Source organism: Streptomyces sp. NPDC059828 (assembly GCF_042731955.1).
Taxonomy (GTDB): domain Bacteria; phylum Actinomycetota; class Actinomycetes; order Streptomycetales; family Streptomycetaceae; genus Streptomyces.
Genome location: NZ_JBHWIW010000044.1, coordinates 23,081 through 39,741 on the forward strand (window position 1 = coordinate 23,081; position 16,661 = coordinate 39,741).

Sequence of the window (16,661 nt, forward strand, 5' to 3'; positions counted from 1 at the left end):
CCGGAAGCCGCGGGGCCATGCGGCCGGTCGGCCTCAGAACACCGTGTCCTCACCCCGGGCGCGTACCAGCGCCTCTGGATGGTGCACAAAGGCCGGTTTCAGCTGCACGGGGTCGTAGGTGCGGTGGAAGACCTGGGTCGCACAGCTGGAGATCGGCGGCACGATCCAGGACCAGTCGGCCCCCACCCGGCGCCCCTTCTCCTCCTCGCGACCGAGATGGGTGAGGAAGCGCTGGGACTCGGTGTGGTGGTCGGCGAGCGTCACACCGGCCCGGTCGAAGGAGTGCAGCACGGCGCGGTTGAGCTCGACGAGTGCGCGGTCCTTCCAGAGGGTCCGGTCGCTGGACGTGTCGAGGCCGAGTCGTGCCGCGACGGCCGGGAGGAGGTCGTAGCGGTCGGTGTCGCCGAGGTCGCGCGCACCGATCTCGGTGCCCATGTACCAGCCGTTGAAGGGTGCGGCCGGGTAGCAGATCCCACCGATCTCCAAGCACATGTTCGCGATCGCGGGGACGGCGTGCCAGCGCAGCCCGAGGTCGTCGACCCAGTCTCCGTCGGGATGGGACAGGGGCACTTCGAGCACGGCGTCGGCAGGCAGTTCGAACCACCGGGGCTTGTCGTCGCTGCCCTGGATCACAAGAGGCAGGATGTCGAAGGGGGTGCCGTGGCCGCCGGGCCAGCCGAGCCGCTGGGCGTAGGCGGTGATCCCGGTATTGCGCGGATCGCCGGTGGAACCGCGGCCGCTCGGTGCGGTGTAGCCGGCGTAACGCACGAGCTGTTCGTTCCAGATGCGGGGGCCTCGGCGGCCGGGGGCGTCGGGTGCGAAGACGGTGATCACCGGGCGTATTCGACCGCCGTTGGTCGCTTCCCGCAGGTGGGTGACGGCTTCGACGGCCATGGTGTCGGCGTCGTGGACGTCACGGCGGTCCCTGACCCGTAAGGAATGCCAGTACAGCCTGCCGATGCACCGGTTGCTGTTGCGCCAGGCGACGCGGGCTCCGTGGGCGAGCTCCGCCGGGGTGTGCCGGTAGGTGCCGGTGGCGTCGATCTCGGCGCGCACGGCGGCGATCCTGGCGGTCAGCGCCGCCGGACCGCCGGCGGTCGGCTGCTCATGGTGGAACAGCCGCAGGAACTCCTCGGCCTCCCGGTGCAGTGCGTCCGGCTCCCGCCCGCTCTCACCCCCGCCCCCGGAGGACTGTCCGGGGGGGCCGTGATGCGCCGGGCACTGGCCCGGCGGCGCCCCGGGGTCCACCGGAACATGCCCGGACGCCGCACGTGGCGGCCGGTCCTTGGGCGCGGCGGCTCGTCGAAGGAACTTCCGCATGGTGGGCACCTCCGGGCCTGAACGGGACGAGGACAGCGGACGCCGGACAGCGGACCACGGAAGACCGTCCGCGATCAACGGTTTGTGATCAACGGATTACGGACCATGGCTCACAGTTGACGACCGGACTACCCCATACGCGGACTGATCCACCCCCTAAGTGCGGAATGCACGCGCCTCGTTCACGATCACGTCAGGGTTGCGCCGGCATCCGGTCCCGCACGGACGCACTCGAAGCAAGGTGGTCAGCCCGATTGCGAGCCGGTCCCGGTACGGACGCCGCTCGCGTCGCCGTAGACGTCAGGCGGGCATGAGCGGGGAACGCGGCGATGAGCGCAGCGGGTCCGCCAGACCTGCGAGCGCCTTCTCAAGACCGTGCAGGTGCATGAGCGCGGCCTCGGCGCCCGGGTGATGCCGACCGGCGGATGCCGGGGTTTCGGCGCGCAGCTCGTCCCGCACGGCCCCCGGTATCTCCAGTGCGTGTACGGCGGCTTCCAGCCGCCAGCAGGCGGCGGCCAGCCGGGCGTCGTGGGAGGCCTCGGGGTCGGCGGCGACGGCGATGAGTCCGCGCACCTCGCGGGCGCAGTCGTCGAGCAGTTCGAGGACCTGCCGGGCCCGTGTCCTGCGTGCGCGCGACGGGCTGAGGGGATGGACCAGCGGCGCCAGGGACATCCGTACCCGGGCGAGCAGCACTTCCAGTTCGGCGGCGTGCCGGGCCGGGTCGGCGCTCTCGTCCCCGGCGAGCCGGTCCATCGCGGCCTTGGTGCAGGCGTGCACGCAGCCGATGGCCCTGCGGATCCAGGCGTTGGTGGCGGTGTGGGTGGTGATGGGCAGCACGAACGCCACGGCCAGCACGGCGCCGAGCGCGCCGACACAGGTCTCGGCGAGCCGTAGCGCGAGCAGGCCCGGCTCCAGCACCCCGAGCAACCCGTACAGCAGCGCGGCCAGCACGGTGACGGACAGCATCATCCAGCTGTACGAGACCGGGGCGCTGTAGAAGATCACGAAGACGCACACCGCCACGAGGGCGGCCGTGGGGAGCACCGCCCCGTGCACGGGCATGGCCACGAGCAGCCCGGCCGCGATACCGAGGACGGTGCCGAGGATCCTTCGGAACCCGCGGACCAGGGTTTCGCCGCGGGACGCGGTGTTGACGAAGATCCACCAGGCCGCGCCGACGGCCCAGTACCAGCGGTCCTGCGACAGCAACTGGCCCACGGCGAGCGCGAACGCGCCCGCCACCACCACCTGGGCCGCCTGCCGGGTGCTCGGACGCTCGAGTCCCCGGCCACCGGGAGGCGCCGGCACGAGCGGCGACGGCAGCCGCCGCTCGTAGCACCAGAGTCCGAAGCGGACCAAGGACGAGGCGGTCAGGGCGAGCGCGATGGCGGAGTACAGCCCGGGCAGCTGCCCGGGAACCGTGCGCAGGAACTGCGCCACGAAGAAGGTCATGAACGCGAACACACCCAGGGAGTGACCTCGTGGGCCCCAGCGCCGCGCGTACACCCCTGCCCCGGCGACGGCGAGGAAGGCCAGGTCCCGCGCCAGCGACTGCCCGTGCAGACCGGCCGCGAGCGCGAGTGAGGGGATGCCCACCACGGGCAGCAGCACCGTGGTGCGGGCCTGACCGGAGACCTTCGCGTCGGTCACGGTGAAGAGGGCGAGCATCGCGGCGAGTCCCCCGGTGATCACCGCCGGGAGCGGGTGTCCCGTCAGTGCGCAGGCGGCCACCGCCGACGCGACGCCGAGGACGGCCCGCAGACCGCTGCGCAGGCGCAGCAACCCGGGGTCCGGAGCCACGAACACCCTCTTGAGCACTGCTTTCCGCCCCTTCCTCGAATTCCTCGTGGTCCTCGTCGTGGCATCACAGGTGATGGCACAAAAAAGGCGCCGCGGGGGTCCGCAGCGCCGTTGACACCCCTATGAGAACATCTAGTGCCCCAGCGGCTCAAGTCGCACCCACTATGCTGGACCACTGGTACAGCCAAGGGTGATTCTGGCGAGTCCAGGCGAGCCAACGGCACAGAGGAAGCCCCGGGACCGGTGGGGCAATGGCCTGAAAGAGGCGGACCAACCATGGCCGTAGACGAGCTTGACACCCGCATTCTGCGTCTGCTGATCGAACAGCCGCGCACCAGCGTGCGGGAGTACGCCCGCATCCTCGGCATCGCCCGGGGCACCCTCCAGGCCCGTATCGACCGGCTTGAGCGGGACGGAGTGATCACGGGCAGCGGGCCGTTCCTGTCCCCGGCCGCGCTGGGTCACCCGGTCCTGGCCTTCGTGCACATCGAGGTCACCCAGGGGCACCTGGACGAGGTGGGCGGCCTGCTCGCCCAGGTGCCCGAGATCGTCGAAGCGTTCTCGATCACCGGCGGCGGCGATCTGCTGACCCGGGTGGTGGCCCGCGACAACGGCCACCTCGAGGACGTGATCCAGCAACTGATCAACATGCCGGGGGTGGTCCGTACGCGCACGGAGATGGCCCTTCGCGAGCGCGTAGCTCATCGGCTTCTGCCGCTGGTGGAGTCGGTCGGCCAGGCCACCCACGCGTCACGCTGATCCCTTCACGGCCACCGGCGGTCCAGCAGGCGCATCCGCCAAAGGCCCTACCCGGACTGCGCAGGGCCGGACCTGCCGGCAGCGAAGACCTGCCGGATGAAACGCCGCTGCCACGGCACCTCGACCGCACGGGAGTGGTAGTTCCGCCGCACCCACGTGACGGCTTCCCCGGGGTCCATACCCTCGAGGACACACATCGCGGAGAACGCCGTGCCGGTCCGTCCGACGCCGCCCCCGCAGCAGACCTCCACACGTTCGCCCGCGGCACGGTCGTAGGCGATGCGGAGCTTGCGCATCGCGTCCACGGGGTCAGCGGGAAGCCAGAAGTCCCGCCAGGGAATCCACAGAGACTCCCACGGCGGCTCGGGCTGCTGGTGACCCGTCAAGTGCACCGCGAACGCGGGAGTCTGCCCCTCCGGCAGTGCGTACCGGAGTCCGCGTCCGCGCATCATCCGCCCCGAGGGGAGCGCTATCACCTTGGGGTTGTCGGCGTTCCACAGGTCGGTCATGACGAGTCCCCGTTTCGTTCGGTCTCCAGGATCACATCACCCACCCGCTCGACGCCGTCAGGGCCGGGCCAGGTTCGTCCGGGCTGCTCGATAGGGTCCCGCCATGGCCACGCATGAACGCGAGATCACCGCTCCCGTCGACCTGTGCCGTGGCGACGGGAGCGTCGAGCCGGCCGCGATCGGCTGGTCCCGCCGCCCACTGCACCGCTGCCGGATCCCCGGCTGGGGACGGACCAAGCGGTGGGAGTACTGGTGCGTGACCGCGCCCACCCACCTCGTGGCCCTCACCGTGAGCGATCTCGACTACCTTGCCCTGAACTCGGTCTACGTTCTGGAATACGGCTCCATGACGCGGGAGTTCGAACGCACCGCGATCGTGCCCGGCGGATTCGGCGTCCGTCTGCCCGACACCATCGCCGGAGCGCCGGAGTCGCCCGCGCTCATGGCCGGACCTCGGCGGCCGACCAGAGGGCAGGTGCGGATCGAGATCCACAGCGAGGGCACGGCCACCCGGCTGCGGGCGCGCTGTCTGAGCCCGCAGCGCCTCCCCGTGGAGGTGGACCTCCTCGTCGCGCTGCCCGACGGGCACGAGACCCTCTCCGTGGTCGTGCCCTGGGACGAACGCCGCTTCCAGTACACCTCCAAGCACACGGCCAGGCCCGCGTCGGGCACGGTGCGCATCGGTGACGACGTCCTGGAGTTCGGCGACGACGCCTGGGGGACCCTCGACCACGGACGTGGCCGGTGGCCCCGCTCGATCGCGTGGAACTGGGGCGCCGCGTCCGGGCGCACGGACGGCCACACCGTCGGGCTGCAGTTCGGCGGGCGCTGGACTCGCGGTACCGGCACGACGGAGAACGCGGTGTGCGTGGACGGCCGGATCAGCAAGATCGGCCAAGAACTGGAGTGGCACTGGTCCCCCGACGACCACCTGGCACCATGGTCGATCCGCAGCCGTGAATCGGCCCAGGTGGACCTGGTCTTCACACCGTTCCACAACAGATCCACCCGCAGCGACATCGGTCTCGTCGCGAACCGCACCGATCAGTGCTTCGGCCACTACACGGGCTCGATCCGCACCGACGACGGCGAGCGGGTCGCGGTGAACCGGCTTCTGGGGTGGGCCGAGGACGTGCGCATGCGGTGGTGATCCGCCACGGCGGCAGCCCACCGCACCGGGGATCCCGAGCCGTCTCCGGCACCAGCACCTCAGGTGTACTCGCGAGGAGTGAGGGAGCACGGGAGGCCGGCTGCCGGTTCAAGGAGGCTCAGCCGCACCGGGCGGTGGGGACTGCCCTCGAGCCGCCGCTCAGTTCCGCGCGGGTGGGATCTCCCCCGCTTCCCCCGGTGGCCGCGGCGACGGCCCGATGTGGATCGCGAAGTCGCCGGCGTACTTCTCGTGGCCCTCGATGACGGCGAGGCCGACGGCCTCCTCGCCCCGCTCACCGCGCACGATCAGAGGGTCGTGTCTCAGGTCGCGCATCAGTGCGAAGCACATGCCGAGCATCACGAGCGCGAACGGTGCGGCGACCAGGATCGTCAGGTTCTGCAGACCGGCCAGCACATCTCCCTGACCACCGCCGACGAGCAGCATCACCGCCGCTACCGCCCCCGTGACCAGGCCCCAGAAGACGACGACGAAGCGGCCCGGCTCCAGGGCGCCCTTCTGGGAGAGGGTCCCCATGACGAGGGACGCGGCGTCAGCGCCGGAAACGAAGAAGATACCCACCAGGACCATCACCAACAGGCTCATCAGCGTGGCGGCAGGGAACTGCCGCAGCACCGCGAAGAGCTGCCCTTCGGGCGTCTGTTCCCCGGCGAGGCGCCCCTGCTCACTGAGTGTCATCGCCGTGCCGCCGAAGATCGCGAACCAGCACAGGCTGACGACACTCGGCACCAGGATGACGCCGCCGACGAACTGGCGGATGGTACGCCCCCTGCTGATACGGGCGATGAACATACCGACGAACGGGGTCCAGGAGATCCACCAGGCCCAGTAGAAGACGGTCCACGTCCCGAGCCAGTCGGCCACGCCCGCGCCGCTCGAGGCTTCGGTACGCCCGGCCAGCAGCGGCAGCTCGCCGAAGTAGGTGGCGATCGAGGTCGGCAGCAGATCCAGCACGGCGATGGTGGGTCCGGCGATGAAGACGAACACCGCGAGGATCAGCGCGAGCACCATGTTGATGTTGGACAGCCACTGGATGCCCTTCTCCACCCCGGACACGGCGGACGCGACGAAAGCCAGTGTCAGTACGGCGATGATGCTGACGAGCAGTCCCGTGCCCGCTTTCTGCATCCAGCCCAGTTCGCTGATGCCGCTGCCGATCTGGAGGGTGCCGAGCCCGAGGGACGCCGCTGAGCCGAACAGTGTGGCGAAGATGGCCAGCATGTCGATGATGCGTCCGCTCGTCCCGTACGCGTGCCGTTCGCCGATGAGGGGCACGAACACGGCGCTGATGGTCTGGCGCCGGCGGCGGCGGTAGGTGCTGTACGCGATCGCCATCCCGACCACGGCATAGATGGCCCAGGGATGGAGCGTCCAGTGGAACAGGGTGGTGGCCATGGACGTCGCCATGGCCTCGGCAGCGTCAGCGGGATCGGTGCCGGGCGGCGGAGTGCTGAAATGCGCGAGGGGCTCACTGACGCCGTAGAACATCAGGCCGATACCCATTCCCGCGCTGAACATCATGGCCACCCATGACACGGTGCGGAATTCCGGGCCTTCGTCGTCCTGTCCGAGCGGGATGGAGCCATAGCGGCTGATGGCGAGCCAGAGCGCGAAGAGCACGAAGCCGGATGCTGCCAGGACGAAGGCCCAGCCGAAGTTGTGGATCAGTCCGGACAGCAGGCCGCTGGACACTCGCTCCAGCGTGCCGGTGGCGACGGAGCCCCAGACGACGAAGGCGAGCGTCAGCGCTGCGGTGACACCGAACACCACACGGTCGGTTCCGCCGTGCCGTGCGGTCGTGGGTAGCGCGGGCATGTCCGCCGTCACCGGCAGCACTCTCCGAGAAGGCGGCTTCCGTGCGTGGTCGTCCGGTTCTCGGCGCGGTACTTCGTTTGACACTGGTGGCACCTTTCAGGTCCCTCACGAGACCGGTCCTCGCTCTGGGTTAGGCACTACCACATCAGTCGCTCCATCCCGTGCATCAACAGAAGGCGCGCGCTCGGTCGGCTGCCTTGACGGCGCAGCGGGCACGGCCGCGTGCTCCGCTCCCACGACCGATGAGTTCCGCCTCCCCGCGTCGTCTGCATGTGGGGAACGTCCCCTTTCCGCCCCCGCGGGAGCCCCGAAGAGAGATGACGAGGAGCGTGCACACCGTGGACCAGGAGTACGTGAGCGCCAGCCTGACCGTCGCCGCGCCCGCCGCGAGGGTGTTCGCGGTGCTGGCGGACCCGACGACCCATGCGGCGATCGACGGCACCGGCTGGGTTCAGGAACCCGTCGACCTGGCGCCGCTGACCGAGGCGGGGCAGATCTTCCGGATGGGCATGTATCACGCCAACCATCCGGACGGCGACTACCAGGTGGCCAACAAGGTCCAGGTCTTCGACCCGTCGCGCGCCATCGGCTGGCTGCCGGGGCAGGCGAAGGGCGACGGTCATCTGGAGTTCGGCGGCTGGACGTGGCGTTACGATCTCGGGCCGCTCGGACCGTCCGAGACCGAGGTCACGCTCACCTACGACTGGTCGGCGGTGCCGCAGTCCATCCGGGAGTACATCCGGTTCCCGCCGTTCGGCCCCGAGCACCTCACCCAGTCACTGCACCACCTGGCCGAGCTCGCCGCACCGGCGTCCCCGTCCTGATCTCCCGGCGGCTGCGGCTTCCGGGGCAGGTGAGAGGATGGCCGGCATGGATATCCGCCGCAGGAACAGCGTGACGGTCACCGGTCCTGCGGACGGTCCGGTGGTGGTGCTGGCGCATGGGTTCGGCTGCGACCAGAACATGTGGCGTCTGGTGGCGCCGGCGCTGAGTGAGCGGTACCGGGTCGTGCTGTTCGACTACGTCGGCTCGGGCCGGTCGGACCTGTCGGCCTGGGACCGGGAGCGTTACTCCTCGCTTCACGGTTACGCCCGCGACGTCGTCGAGGTCTGCGAGGAACTGGATCTGCACGACGCGGTGTTCGTCGGGCATTCCGTCAGTGCCATGACCGGTGTGCTGGCGGCGCAGGCCGCGCCGGAGCGGATAGGGGCGCTGGTGATGGTGGCGCCCTCGCCCTGCTACATCGACGACGACGGATACCGCGGCGGCTTCAGCGCGGAGGACATCGACGAGTTGCTGGAGTCGCTGGAGTCGAATTACCTGGGCTGGTCCTCGGCGATGGCACCGGTGATCATGGGAAACCCGGACCGGCCCGAACTGGGGCAGGAGCTGACCAACAGCTTCTGTGCCACCGACCCCGACATCGCCCGGGTCTTCGCCCGCACCACGTTCCTGTCCGACAGTCGCGCGGACCTCGGGAGCGTCAGCGTGCCGACCCTGATCCTGGAGTGCTCCCAGGACGTGATCGCGCCCCGTGAGGTCGGCGCCTACGTGCACAACGCGATCCCCTCCTCCCGTCTGGTCACTCTGGAGGCGACAGGTCACTGCCCCCAGCTGAGCGCTCCCGGGGCCACCACGCAGGCGATCCTCGCATTCCTTGGCGCCCGGCCGTGATGTGCCGGACCGGCAGCGAGCCCGAACCGGCCGGGACAGGCGACGCAGCCGGGACCGACGCCGCCTTCACCGCGCTGCTCGAGGACAGCGCCGAGGAACTGTACGAGTCGGCGCCCTGCGGCTATCTGTCCACGCTGATGGACGGCACCATCGCCAAGATCAACACGACTCTGCTGGACTGGCTCGACCTGGAACGCGAGGCCGTGGTGGGCCGGATCCGCTTCACCGACCTGCTCAGCGTCGGCGGAAAGCTCTACCACGAGACCCACTACGCTCCGCTGCTGCGGATGCAGGGCGAGTTGAGCGGCGTCGCCCTGGAGATGAAGATCTCCGGCGGCGGCCGGCTGGCGGTTCTGGTCTCCTCCAGCATCAAGCACAGCGGCGAAGGCGAACCACTGCTGATCCGCACCACCGTCTTCGATGCTTCCGACCGGCGCACCTACGAGCAAGAGCTCCTCCGCCGCCGCCAGGAAGCCGAGCTGGCCCGCGAAGAAGCCGAACACGCACGTGCGGAAGCCGAGCAGGCGCACCGACAGGCCGAAGCGGACCGGCAACGACTGGCCGACGCCCTGGCCGTGCTGCAGCAGTCCCTGCTGCCCGACTCGCTGCCCACGCTGCCCGGACTGGAGACAGCCGTCTACTACCACACGGCATCCCCCGACCGGCTCGGCGGCGACTTCTACGACCTGTTCCCCCTCGACGAGGGACGGTGGGCGTTCTTTCTCGGCGACGTGTGCGGCAAGGGCCCGCAGGCCGCCGCGCTCACCTCACTGACCCGCTACACCCTGCGCGCCGCGGCCCACCACAACCCTGATCCCGTGACGGCCCTGCGCACCCTCAACGCCGTACTGCACGAGCGGTATGCGGCCAGCGGAGATCCCCGCTACTGCACCGTCGTCTACGGCGTGATCGAAATCGGCACCAGCGGACACGTCAGGGTCCGTCTCGCTTCCGGTGGGCACCCGCCCGCCCTGATCGTGCGCGCCGACGGCCACGCCGACTACCTCCCCACCCCTGGCGGCCTGCTGGTGGGCATCCTGCCCGACGCTCCGTTCACCGCCGCCCGGACCACCCTGGCGCCCGGAGACACCCTCCTGCTCTACACCGACGGCATCACCGAGGCCCGAACCGGCCCCACCAACGACAAGCTCTACGGCGACGACGCCCTGCGCGGCTTCGCCGCCGGCCATGCCTCCGCCACCGCGTCAGAGCTGATCACCGCACTGACCGGACTCCTGGACAGTTTCGGCAACGGCCTGGACGACGACACCGCCCTGCTCGCGCTGGGCATACCCGCCGCCCGCCCCGACACCCTGCCCGCAACCGACCACCTCCCACGATGAGCCCGCTGAACATCACCCACCGCGACGCCGCCGCCGGCCCCGTGCTGTACGTGACCGGCGAACTCGACTACGCGCACGCCACCGCACTGCGCCAACAGGCCGAACTCCTCACGCTGGCACCCGGCCAGTGCCTGGTCATCGACCTGTCCCGGCTCGAGTTCTGCGACTCCACCGGCATCACCGCCCTGCTCGCCGCCCGCCAGCACGTGCTCGCCGCCGGCGCCGACATCGCCCTGACCGGTGTCCCGCCGAACACCCTGCGCATCCTGAAGATCGTCGGCCTCGACCAGGTCCTGACCATCCGCTCCGACGCCGACGCCGACACCGGCACCGGCACCGGCACCGGCTGAAACGCCAAGTCGGCCCGGTCCCGCCCCGTGTGGCCTGCCGCACCGAACCCCTGCCGCCGGATGAGACATGCCTGACGTACGGTCACTTCTCGGCGTTCCCCTGCCGTGGTCCCGGCGGACACGACCCGAGCCTCGAGTGTCGACGAGCCGTCCGGGGTGTACCCGACGGTGTGTCGTCCCGGCCGGGCAGCCTGTCGTGGCACGTCGGTTCGTGGCCGATATCGACGGAAAGGGCCCTCCCGAACGGGAGGGCCCTTTCCAGAAGGGAAATTCACGTCAGCGCTTGAAGGCGTCCTTGGTCTTTTCCTTGGCTTCTCGGGCGTCACCCATGCTCTTTTCCGCCCGACCTTCGGCGGCCATGCGGTCATTGCCGATGGCGCCGCCCAGGGCCTCCTTGACCTTGCCCTTGGCCTGCTCGGTCTTCGCCCTGACCTTCTCGCCGGCAGTCATGGAACACGCCTCCTCATAGATCCTGAGTCGCTGTCAACCGGCTGGTGCCCCAGCTTTCCCTTCATAAACAGAGCACTTGCGGTGAATGAAGGCGGAGGGGCAGGGCAGACGGGACGCCGGGAGGTTACACAATATGGTTCCCTTGCTGATCGTTCTCCTTCTTGCCGTGATCCTTTTCGGTGCCGGATTTGCTGTCAAGATTCTGTGGTGGGTCGCCCTCGCCGTGCTGCTGCTGTGGCTGCTCGGCTTCGTCATGCGCTCCACCACGGCGGGTGGTGGCCGCGGCCGCTGGTATCGATGGTGATCCGATGCCGCACTGCTGATGAACGGCGACCGCCGTGGTGACTGCTGTGCCCGAAACGGCCCCCGGCGTGCCTTGAGTTCTAGTGGTCTCTGCAACACCCCAGTTCAAGGGGTGCGATGGACTTCGAGATCCGGGATCGTTCGGTCGACACGGGGTCCCGTCCACGGACGGATGAGCGGCGGCTTTACTTGCAGCTCGTGCAAGAGGGCATGAGCTACAAGGAGGCCGCCGCGACCGTCGGTGTCAACGTCCGGGGCGGCGGAGGGAACGGCCCGGGTCCGCGGCAGGCACAGCGCGTCCGCGTCGTGGCGCAGGATCGCCAGGTGCAGTTCCCGCAAGCCCGGCCCCGAGTCGACGCCGAGGTCCTCGGCGAGCGCGATCCGAAAGCACTCGTACTGGCGCAGCGCCTCCGCGGCCCGTCCGGAGGCGTAGAGCGCCCGCATCAGGATGGCCCAGGACGCCTCGCGCAGTGGCGCTGCCTCGACGAGTGCCTCCACGGCGATGGCAGCGGCCTCCGGTTCCCCGTCGGCGAGCAGCAGATGGGCGCGCAGTTCCTCGGCCTGGTGGCGCAGCCCGTCGAGCCGACGCGCTTCGGCAACGGCGAACGGGTACCGTACGGCGTCCTGGAGGGCGGAGCCCCGCCACAGCGCCAGGGCGTCCCCCACGGTCTGCCGTGCAGACGTGGTGGACCCGGCCTCTTCTGCCTGTCTGGCGTGACGTAATCCGGTCGCGAAACGCGCGCTGTCGGGCACGCCGTCTGGGCGGTCCGATGTCGAGGCTCTGATCACCCCGCCCTACCTCGACCGGTCCCGGAAGACCGAAACGCATTCCAAGGCCTCTCGTTCTCTGGTGGTTCTCAGACGACAGAAGAAATGGAGTGACCCGACACGGGACCGGGACGCGGACAGCCGCCGCTCGGGCCGTGGTTCAGCTGCGCTTCGCGGTCTCGCGGAGAGCCGTTGCCGCCTTTCCGCCCAACACGCGGGCGGGTGCGGAGCGCATGGCGCCGCGGCAGTTTCCGGGCGCACGGGGACGGGCGCGCCAAAGGCAGGTGTTCGGGCACGGACGCCACGCCGGGCGTGCGTCGTCCGCCATTCGGTTCCCTCTTCCTCCCTATGTGGCATGGTGCATTTCGGGTGCGCAAAAGCACGGATACATACGGGGCGAGCACAGGGGAATGTCGGTGATGCGCCGCGCCGCCGCGGCACCATTGCATCGACCGTCGCGACATCATGGCAGGCAAACAGTCGAACCTGTATCCGGTCCTCGCGGACCGGACAGCAAGCGGGCGCTGACCCACCGCCATACGGGCGCCGGATCGCGGCGAATGGTTCCTTGCGCGAAGCATGTGCGGGCGAAATCCAACCGGAAAGGCGCGCGACCCGGGCACGCGGGCCACACCTCCATCCGCACGGCCCCGCTCGATCAGGCGGTTCCCGCCCGCTGCCCGTCCGCGTGGTCGGCCCGTCCGCTACGACTCGCCGAGGCGGTGGAGGAGAGCGGCTCGCTGCCGGGCGTCATGTTCCCGTGATTGGCGAGGACCCGGCGGGCGGCGGTGCGCAGGGCTCAGCCGCACGGGGGCAGGTCGACCGGCCGTTCGGCACGGTGCGCGGGCGCTGAAAGCCGTGAGACGGTCTGGTGGTGCTCAAGGAGTCGACGACGTGCGGCGGAGGCGGTCCACCGGGTCAGCCTGGTACGGCCTATGCGCCACGGCGGATCCGGGCCGCCTTGCGGGCTTCGGCAGTCTGGCGGGCCTCAGCAGCCCGGCGCGACTCGCCACCGCTACGACCGGCCCGGCCAGGGCGGGTGCCCAGACCTCGGAAGGGAGCGCCGCCGCGCTTCGGACGCTCCGCGACCCCGCTGCCGGTGACGGGGACACCGGAGGGAGCCTGGGCACCGGTGATGCGGCTCAGCTCGGTCTCCCCGGACCGCACCTGTGTGATCTGCGGCCTGATGCCCGCGTCAGCCATGAGACGGGCCATGTCCCGGCGCTGGTTGGGCAGGACCAGTGTGACGACGCTGCCGGACTCGCCGGCGCGGGCGGTACGCCCGCCACGGTGCAGGTAGTCCTTGTGGTCGCCGGGCGGGTCGACGTTGACCACGAGGTCGAGGTCGTCGACGTGGATGCCGCGGGCCGCGACATTGGTGGCCACCAGGACCGTGACATGCCCGTCCTTGAACTGGGCCAGGGTTCGCGTGCGCTGGGGTTGCGACTTACCGCCATGCAGGGCTGCGGCATTGACGCCACTGCTCAGCAGGTGCTTGGTGAACTGGTCGACGGCGTGCTTGGTGTCCAGGAACATGATCACGCGCCCGTCACGGGCGGCGATTTCGGTGGCCGTTGCGTACTTGTCGGCGCCTCGGACCTGCAGCACGTGATGCTCCATCGTGGCGACTGCGCCCGCCGACGGGTCGACCGAGTGGACCACCGGGTCATGCAGGTAGCGACGGACCAGGAGGTCGATGTTGCTGTCGAGCGTGGCCGAGAACAGCATGCGCTGGCCGTCGGGACGTACCTGGTCCAGCAGTGCGGTGACCTGGGGCATGAAGCCCATGTCGGCCATCTGGTCGGCTTCGTCGAGGACGGTGATGCTCACCCGGTCCAGGCGGCAGTCCTTGCGCTCGACGAGATCCGCGAGGCGGCCAGGGGTCGCGACAACCACCTCGGCCCCGGCACGCAGTGCGCCTGCCTGCCTGCCGATCGACATACCGCCGACCACGGTGGCCAGCCGCAGCTTCAGCAACTGGGCGTAGGGGGCGAGCGCATCGGTGACCTGCTGGGCCAGCTCGCGCGTGGGGACGAGGATCAGGGCCAGCGGCTTCCGCGACTCCGCACGCCGCCCGGCCGTGCGCACGAGGAGCGCCAGGCCGAAGGCGAGCGTCTTGCCCGATCCGGTGCGCCCGCGGCCCAGGACGTCTCGCCCTGCCAGGGAGTTCGGCAACGTCGCGGCCTGGATCGGGAACGGCTCGTTCAGGCCGAGGTCGGTGAGCATCCTCAGCAACTCGGCGGGCATGTCCAGTTCGCCGAAGGTCGCCACAGCGGGGAGGGCGGCCGTGACGGTGACCGGTAGCGCGAACTCCCCCTGTGGCAGGGAGGGGCGCTGTCCGATGCCGCCGGAACTGCCGCCGGGGCGAGCCTGCCCCTGCGGCCGGATACGGTCATTTGTACGAGCTGAACGGCTCACGGAGAACCTTCCTCGACGGGCACGCATCGAGGAATTCCCGACAGCAAGGAGCCGGATGAATTGCAAGAACGAGCCAAAAGTGAGATGAAAAGAATTTCATCAGAAAACAAAAAGCAGCGCAGATAGGGCCCCACCGTAACGGTGGGGCCCCAGCTACGTCCTACGCTTCAGCGTCAGGCGGGGGTGATGTTCTCCGCCTGCGGGCCCTTCTGACCCTGCGTGACGTCGAAGTTCACCTTCTGGCCCTCCTGCAGCTCACGGAAGCCCTGCGTGGCGATGTTCGAGTAGTGAGCGAAGACGTCGGGGCCGCCGCCGTCCTGCTCGATGAAGCCGAAGCCCTTTTCCGCGTTGAACCACTTGACGGTGCCAGTAGCCATGCCATATCTCCTTCGGGGCAGTACCCAGGGGATCACACCGTGTGAACCCTTGCGTTGCCACAATGAGCCCCGTCCGGATAAGCACCGGATATACAAAAGCACCCGGCGGCATGCAGCCACCGAGGCACTTGAAGTTTCGGGAACCACAACTGCAACTGCTGCTGATTTTAGCACGACACATACACCCGCACTACCTTTCGCTGGCAGTACAGGATCAGCGGGGCATACCTGCGCGAACCCAAATACACGCGAAGGTTAATTTTCAGATCGTACAAGGTGCGGTCGCGGGGATCCCGTCCGCGCCATCACCTCCTCGGTGGCCCCGTGCTCGGGCGGTGCCGGGGGCCCGGCTGCTTTCGGGGGCCCACCGGGTCGGCCGATGCCTGCGGTCGCCCGCGTACTCCGAAGCCGCTCAGCGCAGTACGGCCGCCAGCAGGTCGGTTCCCAGCGCCGTCACGTCGGGCAGATTGACGGTGTACCGCACGTAACGGCCGTGTCGCCGGGCCGTGAGCAGACCCGCGCGACGCAGGACGGCGAGGTGCCGGGAAGCCTCCGGTGGCGAGAGTTCCCACGTATGGGCCAGCTCACGGGTGGTGTGCGGGCCACGGGCCAGGGTGCGCAGCAGGCGCAGCCGTACCGGATGTGCGAGTGCCTCCAGCCGCAGGGTGACCGTTTCCAGCGATACCGGCTGCGACGGACTCGCCTCGGCCACGGGGTACTGCACCACCGGCTGCCACCCGGGCGCGTGGACCGCCACCAGGTGCGGGCGGCCGAAGACGCTGGGGATGAAGGTGACCCCGCTGCCGTGGGCGGCGGTCGCCTTGTCCTGCAGCTTGTCCACGACGATGCAGGCGCCGTCCGGCGCCAGACCGACTGCGCCGGAGACCGAGGCGAGTGCCGGCCCGATGCCCTGGCGCTTCAGCAGGTCGTTCTTCAGGCGCAGGTCGGTTGCCAGTTGCACGGCCACTCCGGCCCAGGCGGCGTCGAAGAAGGCTTCGGCGCACTGTTCGAGGGTGTGGCGCACCCGCGCTCGCACAGCGGCCGGATCTGCGAGCAGCCGTTCCGCGAAGGCCTCTTGCCGCGCGCCGCGGGCCAGGGCCAGGTCCAGGGCCCTCTCGCGCGCGGTCGCGTCGGTGAGCGGCGACGGCGCGGCGAAGTGGACCCGGTTGCTGCCGCACGTCGTGACGAGCGCGGCGGTCACATACGTCTCGTCGTCGATCCGGTCCACGTCGTCCAACTCCTCGGCGAGCGTCGGCCGGGGCCGGGCGGGGATCAGAAAGTCGGCTTGTGAGGAACGCCAGAGGAACTCCGCCTCGCGCAACCGCTCGGCGAGCTCCGGCCGCAGCCCGGCCCAGACGTCCGCGGCCCAGCCGGCTAGCTGCGGATGATGCCCGGGTTCGGCCAGGACGTGCAGCATCGCGGTCAGCTCGGCCAGCGGGGAGGCGGCGAACCGCAGTCGCTCGGACGGTAGGCCGCTGATGTCGATCCTCAACGTCACCCCCTCATCATCACTCACCGGATGGCCGACCACGGCGTGGGGGGGGGGGGGGGGGGGTGACACCCCCGCCCCCGCCCGCACCGTGCTAAACACCGAAAACCACAAACGC

16 protein-coding genes are annotated in these 16,661 nt (G+C 69.7%); 7 read left to right on the forward strand and 9 right to left on the reverse strand.

The genetic code is table 11. The features are described 5' to 3' along the window. Positions 1-33: 33 nt before the first annotated feature. Both ACFV6V_RS23950 and ACFV6V_RS23955 read right to left on the reverse strand, forming a co-directional pair. Entirely contained in the window at positions 34-1,320 is a 1,287-nt protein-coding gene (locus tag ACFV6V_RS23950; protein ID WP_385568452.1) for a nitric oxide synthase oxygenase, read from the reverse strand. 300 nt (positions 1,321-1,620) lie between these two features. Beyond that, entirely contained in the window at positions 1,621-3,138 is a 1,518-nt protein-coding gene (locus ACFV6V_RS23955) for an FUSC family protein (RefSeq protein WP_385568455.1), read from the reverse strand. 258 nt (positions 3,139-3,396) lie between these two features. Between ACFV6V_RS23955 and ACFV6V_RS23960 the strand changes: the two genes are divergently transcribed. Then, complete coding sequence (locus tag ACFV6V_RS23960; RefSeq protein ID WP_385568457.1) at positions 3,397-3,879, forward strand: Lrp/AsnC family transcriptional regulator; 483 nt, start codon at positions 3,397-3,399, stop codon at positions 3,877-3,879. A gap of 47 nt (positions 3,880-3,926) precedes the next feature. On the opposite strand, the gene ACFV6V_RS23965 is transcribed toward ACFV6V_RS23960, so the two are convergent. Continuing rightward, positions 3,927-4,388: a protein phosphatase gene (locus ACFV6V_RS23965; RefSeq protein ID WP_385568460.1), complete on the reverse strand. Its 462-nt coding sequence runs from the start codon at positions 4,386-4,388 to the stop codon at positions 3,927-3,929. A 103-nt stretch (positions 4,389-4,491) separates the two neighbouring features. Here ACFV6V_RS23965 and ACFV6V_RS23970 point away from each other — a divergent pair, with 103 nt between their 5' ends. After that, positions 4,492-5,538 (forward strand): DUF2804 domain-containing protein, encoded by a 1,047-nt coding sequence (locus tag ACFV6V_RS23970; protein WP_385568463.1) that lies wholly within the window; start codon positions 4,492-4,494, stop codon positions 5,536-5,538. Positions 5,539-5,697: 159 nt separating this feature from the next. Here ACFV6V_RS23970 and ACFV6V_RS23975 read toward each other — a convergent pair whose 3' ends face one another. Further along, positions 5,698-7,371 (reverse strand): BCCT family transporter, encoded by a 1,674-nt coding sequence (locus ACFV6V_RS23975; RefSeq protein WP_385568528.1) that lies wholly within the window; start codon positions 7,369-7,371, stop codon positions 5,698-5,700. A 317-nt stretch (positions 7,372-7,688) separates the two neighbouring features. On the opposite strand from ACFV6V_RS23975, the gene ACFV6V_RS23980 reads away from it, so the two are divergent. Genes ACFV6V_RS23980 through ACFV6V_RS23995 form a run of 4 tightly spaced genes read left to right on the forward strand, consistent with a single transcriptional unit; the run spans position 7,689 to position 10,738 of the window. Further along, a complete protein-coding gene (locus ACFV6V_RS23980) occupies positions 7,689-8,195 on the forward strand; it encodes an SRPBCC family protein (protein WP_385568465.1) in 507 nt (168 codons plus the stop codon). A 46-nt stretch (positions 8,196-8,241) separates the two neighbouring features. Further along, the gene (locus tag ACFV6V_RS23985; RefSeq protein ID WP_385568530.1) at positions 8,242-9,045 is read left to right on the forward strand and encodes an alpha/beta fold hydrolase; all 804 of its coding nucleotides are present in this window, start codon (positions 8,242-8,244) and stop codon (positions 9,043-9,045) included. Continuing rightward, entirely contained in the window at positions 9,045-10,388 is a 1,344-nt protein-coding gene (locus ACFV6V_RS23990) for a PP2C family protein-serine/threonine phosphatase (RefSeq protein WP_385568533.1), read from the forward strand. The genes ACFV6V_RS23985 and ACFV6V_RS23990 overlap by 1 nt, the downstream gene beginning before the upstream one ends. Continuing rightward, positions 10,385-10,738, forward strand: coding sequence for an STAS domain-containing protein (locus ACFV6V_RS23995; protein WP_385568468.1), 354 nt, complete (start codon positions 10,385-10,387; stop codon positions 10,736-10,738). The genes ACFV6V_RS23990 and ACFV6V_RS23995 overlap by 4 nt, the downstream gene beginning before the upstream one ends. Before the next feature lie 276 nt (positions 10,739-11,014). Here ACFV6V_RS23995 and ACFV6V_RS24000 read toward each other — a convergent pair whose 3' ends face one another. Next, entirely contained in the window at positions 11,015-11,188 is a 174-nt protein-coding gene (locus tag ACFV6V_RS24000; protein ID WP_385568470.1) for a CsbD family protein, read from the reverse strand. Positions 11,189-11,321: 133 nt separating this feature from the next. Between ACFV6V_RS24000 and ACFV6V_RS24005 the strand changes: the two genes are divergently transcribed. Beyond that, positions 11,322-11,492, forward strand: a complete 171-nt coding sequence (locus ACFV6V_RS24005; RefSeq protein ID WP_361284657.1) for a hydrophobic protein — start codon at positions 11,322-11,324, stop codon at positions 11,490-11,492. A gap of 104 nt (positions 11,493-11,596) precedes the next feature. On the opposite strand, the gene ACFV6V_RS24010 is transcribed toward ACFV6V_RS24005, so the two are convergent. The 4 genes from ACFV6V_RS24010 to ACFV6V_RS24025 form a co-directional block, all read right to left on the reverse strand. Then, the gene (locus ACFV6V_RS24010) at positions 11,597-12,280 is read right to left on the reverse strand and encodes a BTAD domain-containing putative transcriptional regulator (protein WP_385568473.1); all 684 of its coding nucleotides are present in this window, start codon (positions 12,278-12,280) and stop codon (positions 11,597-11,599) included. Positions 12,281-13,192: 912 nt separating this feature from the next. Beyond that, the gene (locus ACFV6V_RS24015; RefSeq protein ID WP_385568475.1) at positions 13,193-14,677 is read right to left on the reverse strand and encodes a DEAD/DEAH box helicase; all 1,485 of its coding nucleotides are present in this window, start codon (positions 14,675-14,677) and stop codon (positions 13,193-13,195) included. 173 nt (positions 14,678-14,850) lie between these two features. Continuing rightward, positions 14,851-15,054, reverse strand: a complete 204-nt coding sequence (locus ACFV6V_RS24020) for a cold-shock protein (RefSeq protein ID WP_210586179.1) — start codon at positions 15,052-15,054, stop codon at positions 14,851-14,853. 412 nt (positions 15,055-15,466) lie between these two features. Next, positions 15,467-16,552 (reverse strand): DUF5937 family protein, encoded by a 1,086-nt coding sequence (locus tag ACFV6V_RS24025; RefSeq protein ID WP_385568478.1) that lies wholly within the window; start codon positions 16,550-16,552, stop codon positions 15,467-15,469. Positions 16,553-16,661 lie beyond the last annotated feature (109 nt).

Coding starts and splice junctions, on each gene's coding strand:
- ACFV6V_RS23990 (WP_385568533.1), top strand. CDS start 9,045: ATGTGCCGGACCGGCAGCGAGCCCGAACCGGCCGGGACAGGCGACGCA.
- ACFV6V_RS23970 (WP_385568463.1), top strand. CDS start 4,492: ATGGCCACGCATGAACGCGAGATCACCGCTCCCGTCGACCTGTGCCGT.
- ACFV6V_RS23995 (WP_385568468.1), top strand. CDS start 10,385: ATGAGCCCGCTGAACATCACCCACCGCGACGCCGCCGCCGGCCCCGTG.
- ACFV6V_RS23975 (WP_385568528.1), bottom strand. CDS start 7,371: ATGCCCGCGCTACCCACGACCGCACGGCACGGCGGAACCGACCGTGTG.
- ACFV6V_RS23985 (WP_385568530.1), top strand. CDS start 8,242: ATGGATATCCGCCGCAGGAACAGCGTGACGGTCACCGGTCCTGCGGAC.
- ACFV6V_RS24000 (WP_385568470.1), bottom strand. CDS start 11,188: ATGACTGCCGGCGAGAAGGTCAGGGCGAAGACCGAGCAGGCCAAGGGC.
- ACFV6V_RS23950 (WP_385568452.1), bottom strand. CDS start 1,320: ATGCGGAAGTTCCTTCGACGAGCCGCCGCGCCCAAGGACCGGCCGCCA.
- ACFV6V_RS23980 (WP_385568465.1), top strand. CDS start 7,689: ATGACGAGGAGCGTGCACACCGTGGACCAGGAGTACGTGAGCGCCAGC.
- ACFV6V_RS23960 (WP_385568457.1), top strand. CDS start 3,397: ATGGCCGTAGACGAGCTTGACACCCGCATTCTGCGTCTGCTGATCGAA.
- ACFV6V_RS24020 (WP_210586179.1), bottom strand. CDS start 15,054: ATGGCTACTGGCACCGTCAAGTGGTTCAACGCGGAAAAGGGCTTCGGC.
- ACFV6V_RS23965 (WP_385568460.1), bottom strand. CDS start 4,388: ATGACCGACCTGTGGAACGCCGACAACCCCAAGGTGATAGCGCTCCCC.
- ACFV6V_RS24005 (WP_361284657.1), top strand. CDS start 11,322: ATGGTTCCCTTGCTGATCGTTCTCCTTCTTGCCGTGATCCTTTTCGGT.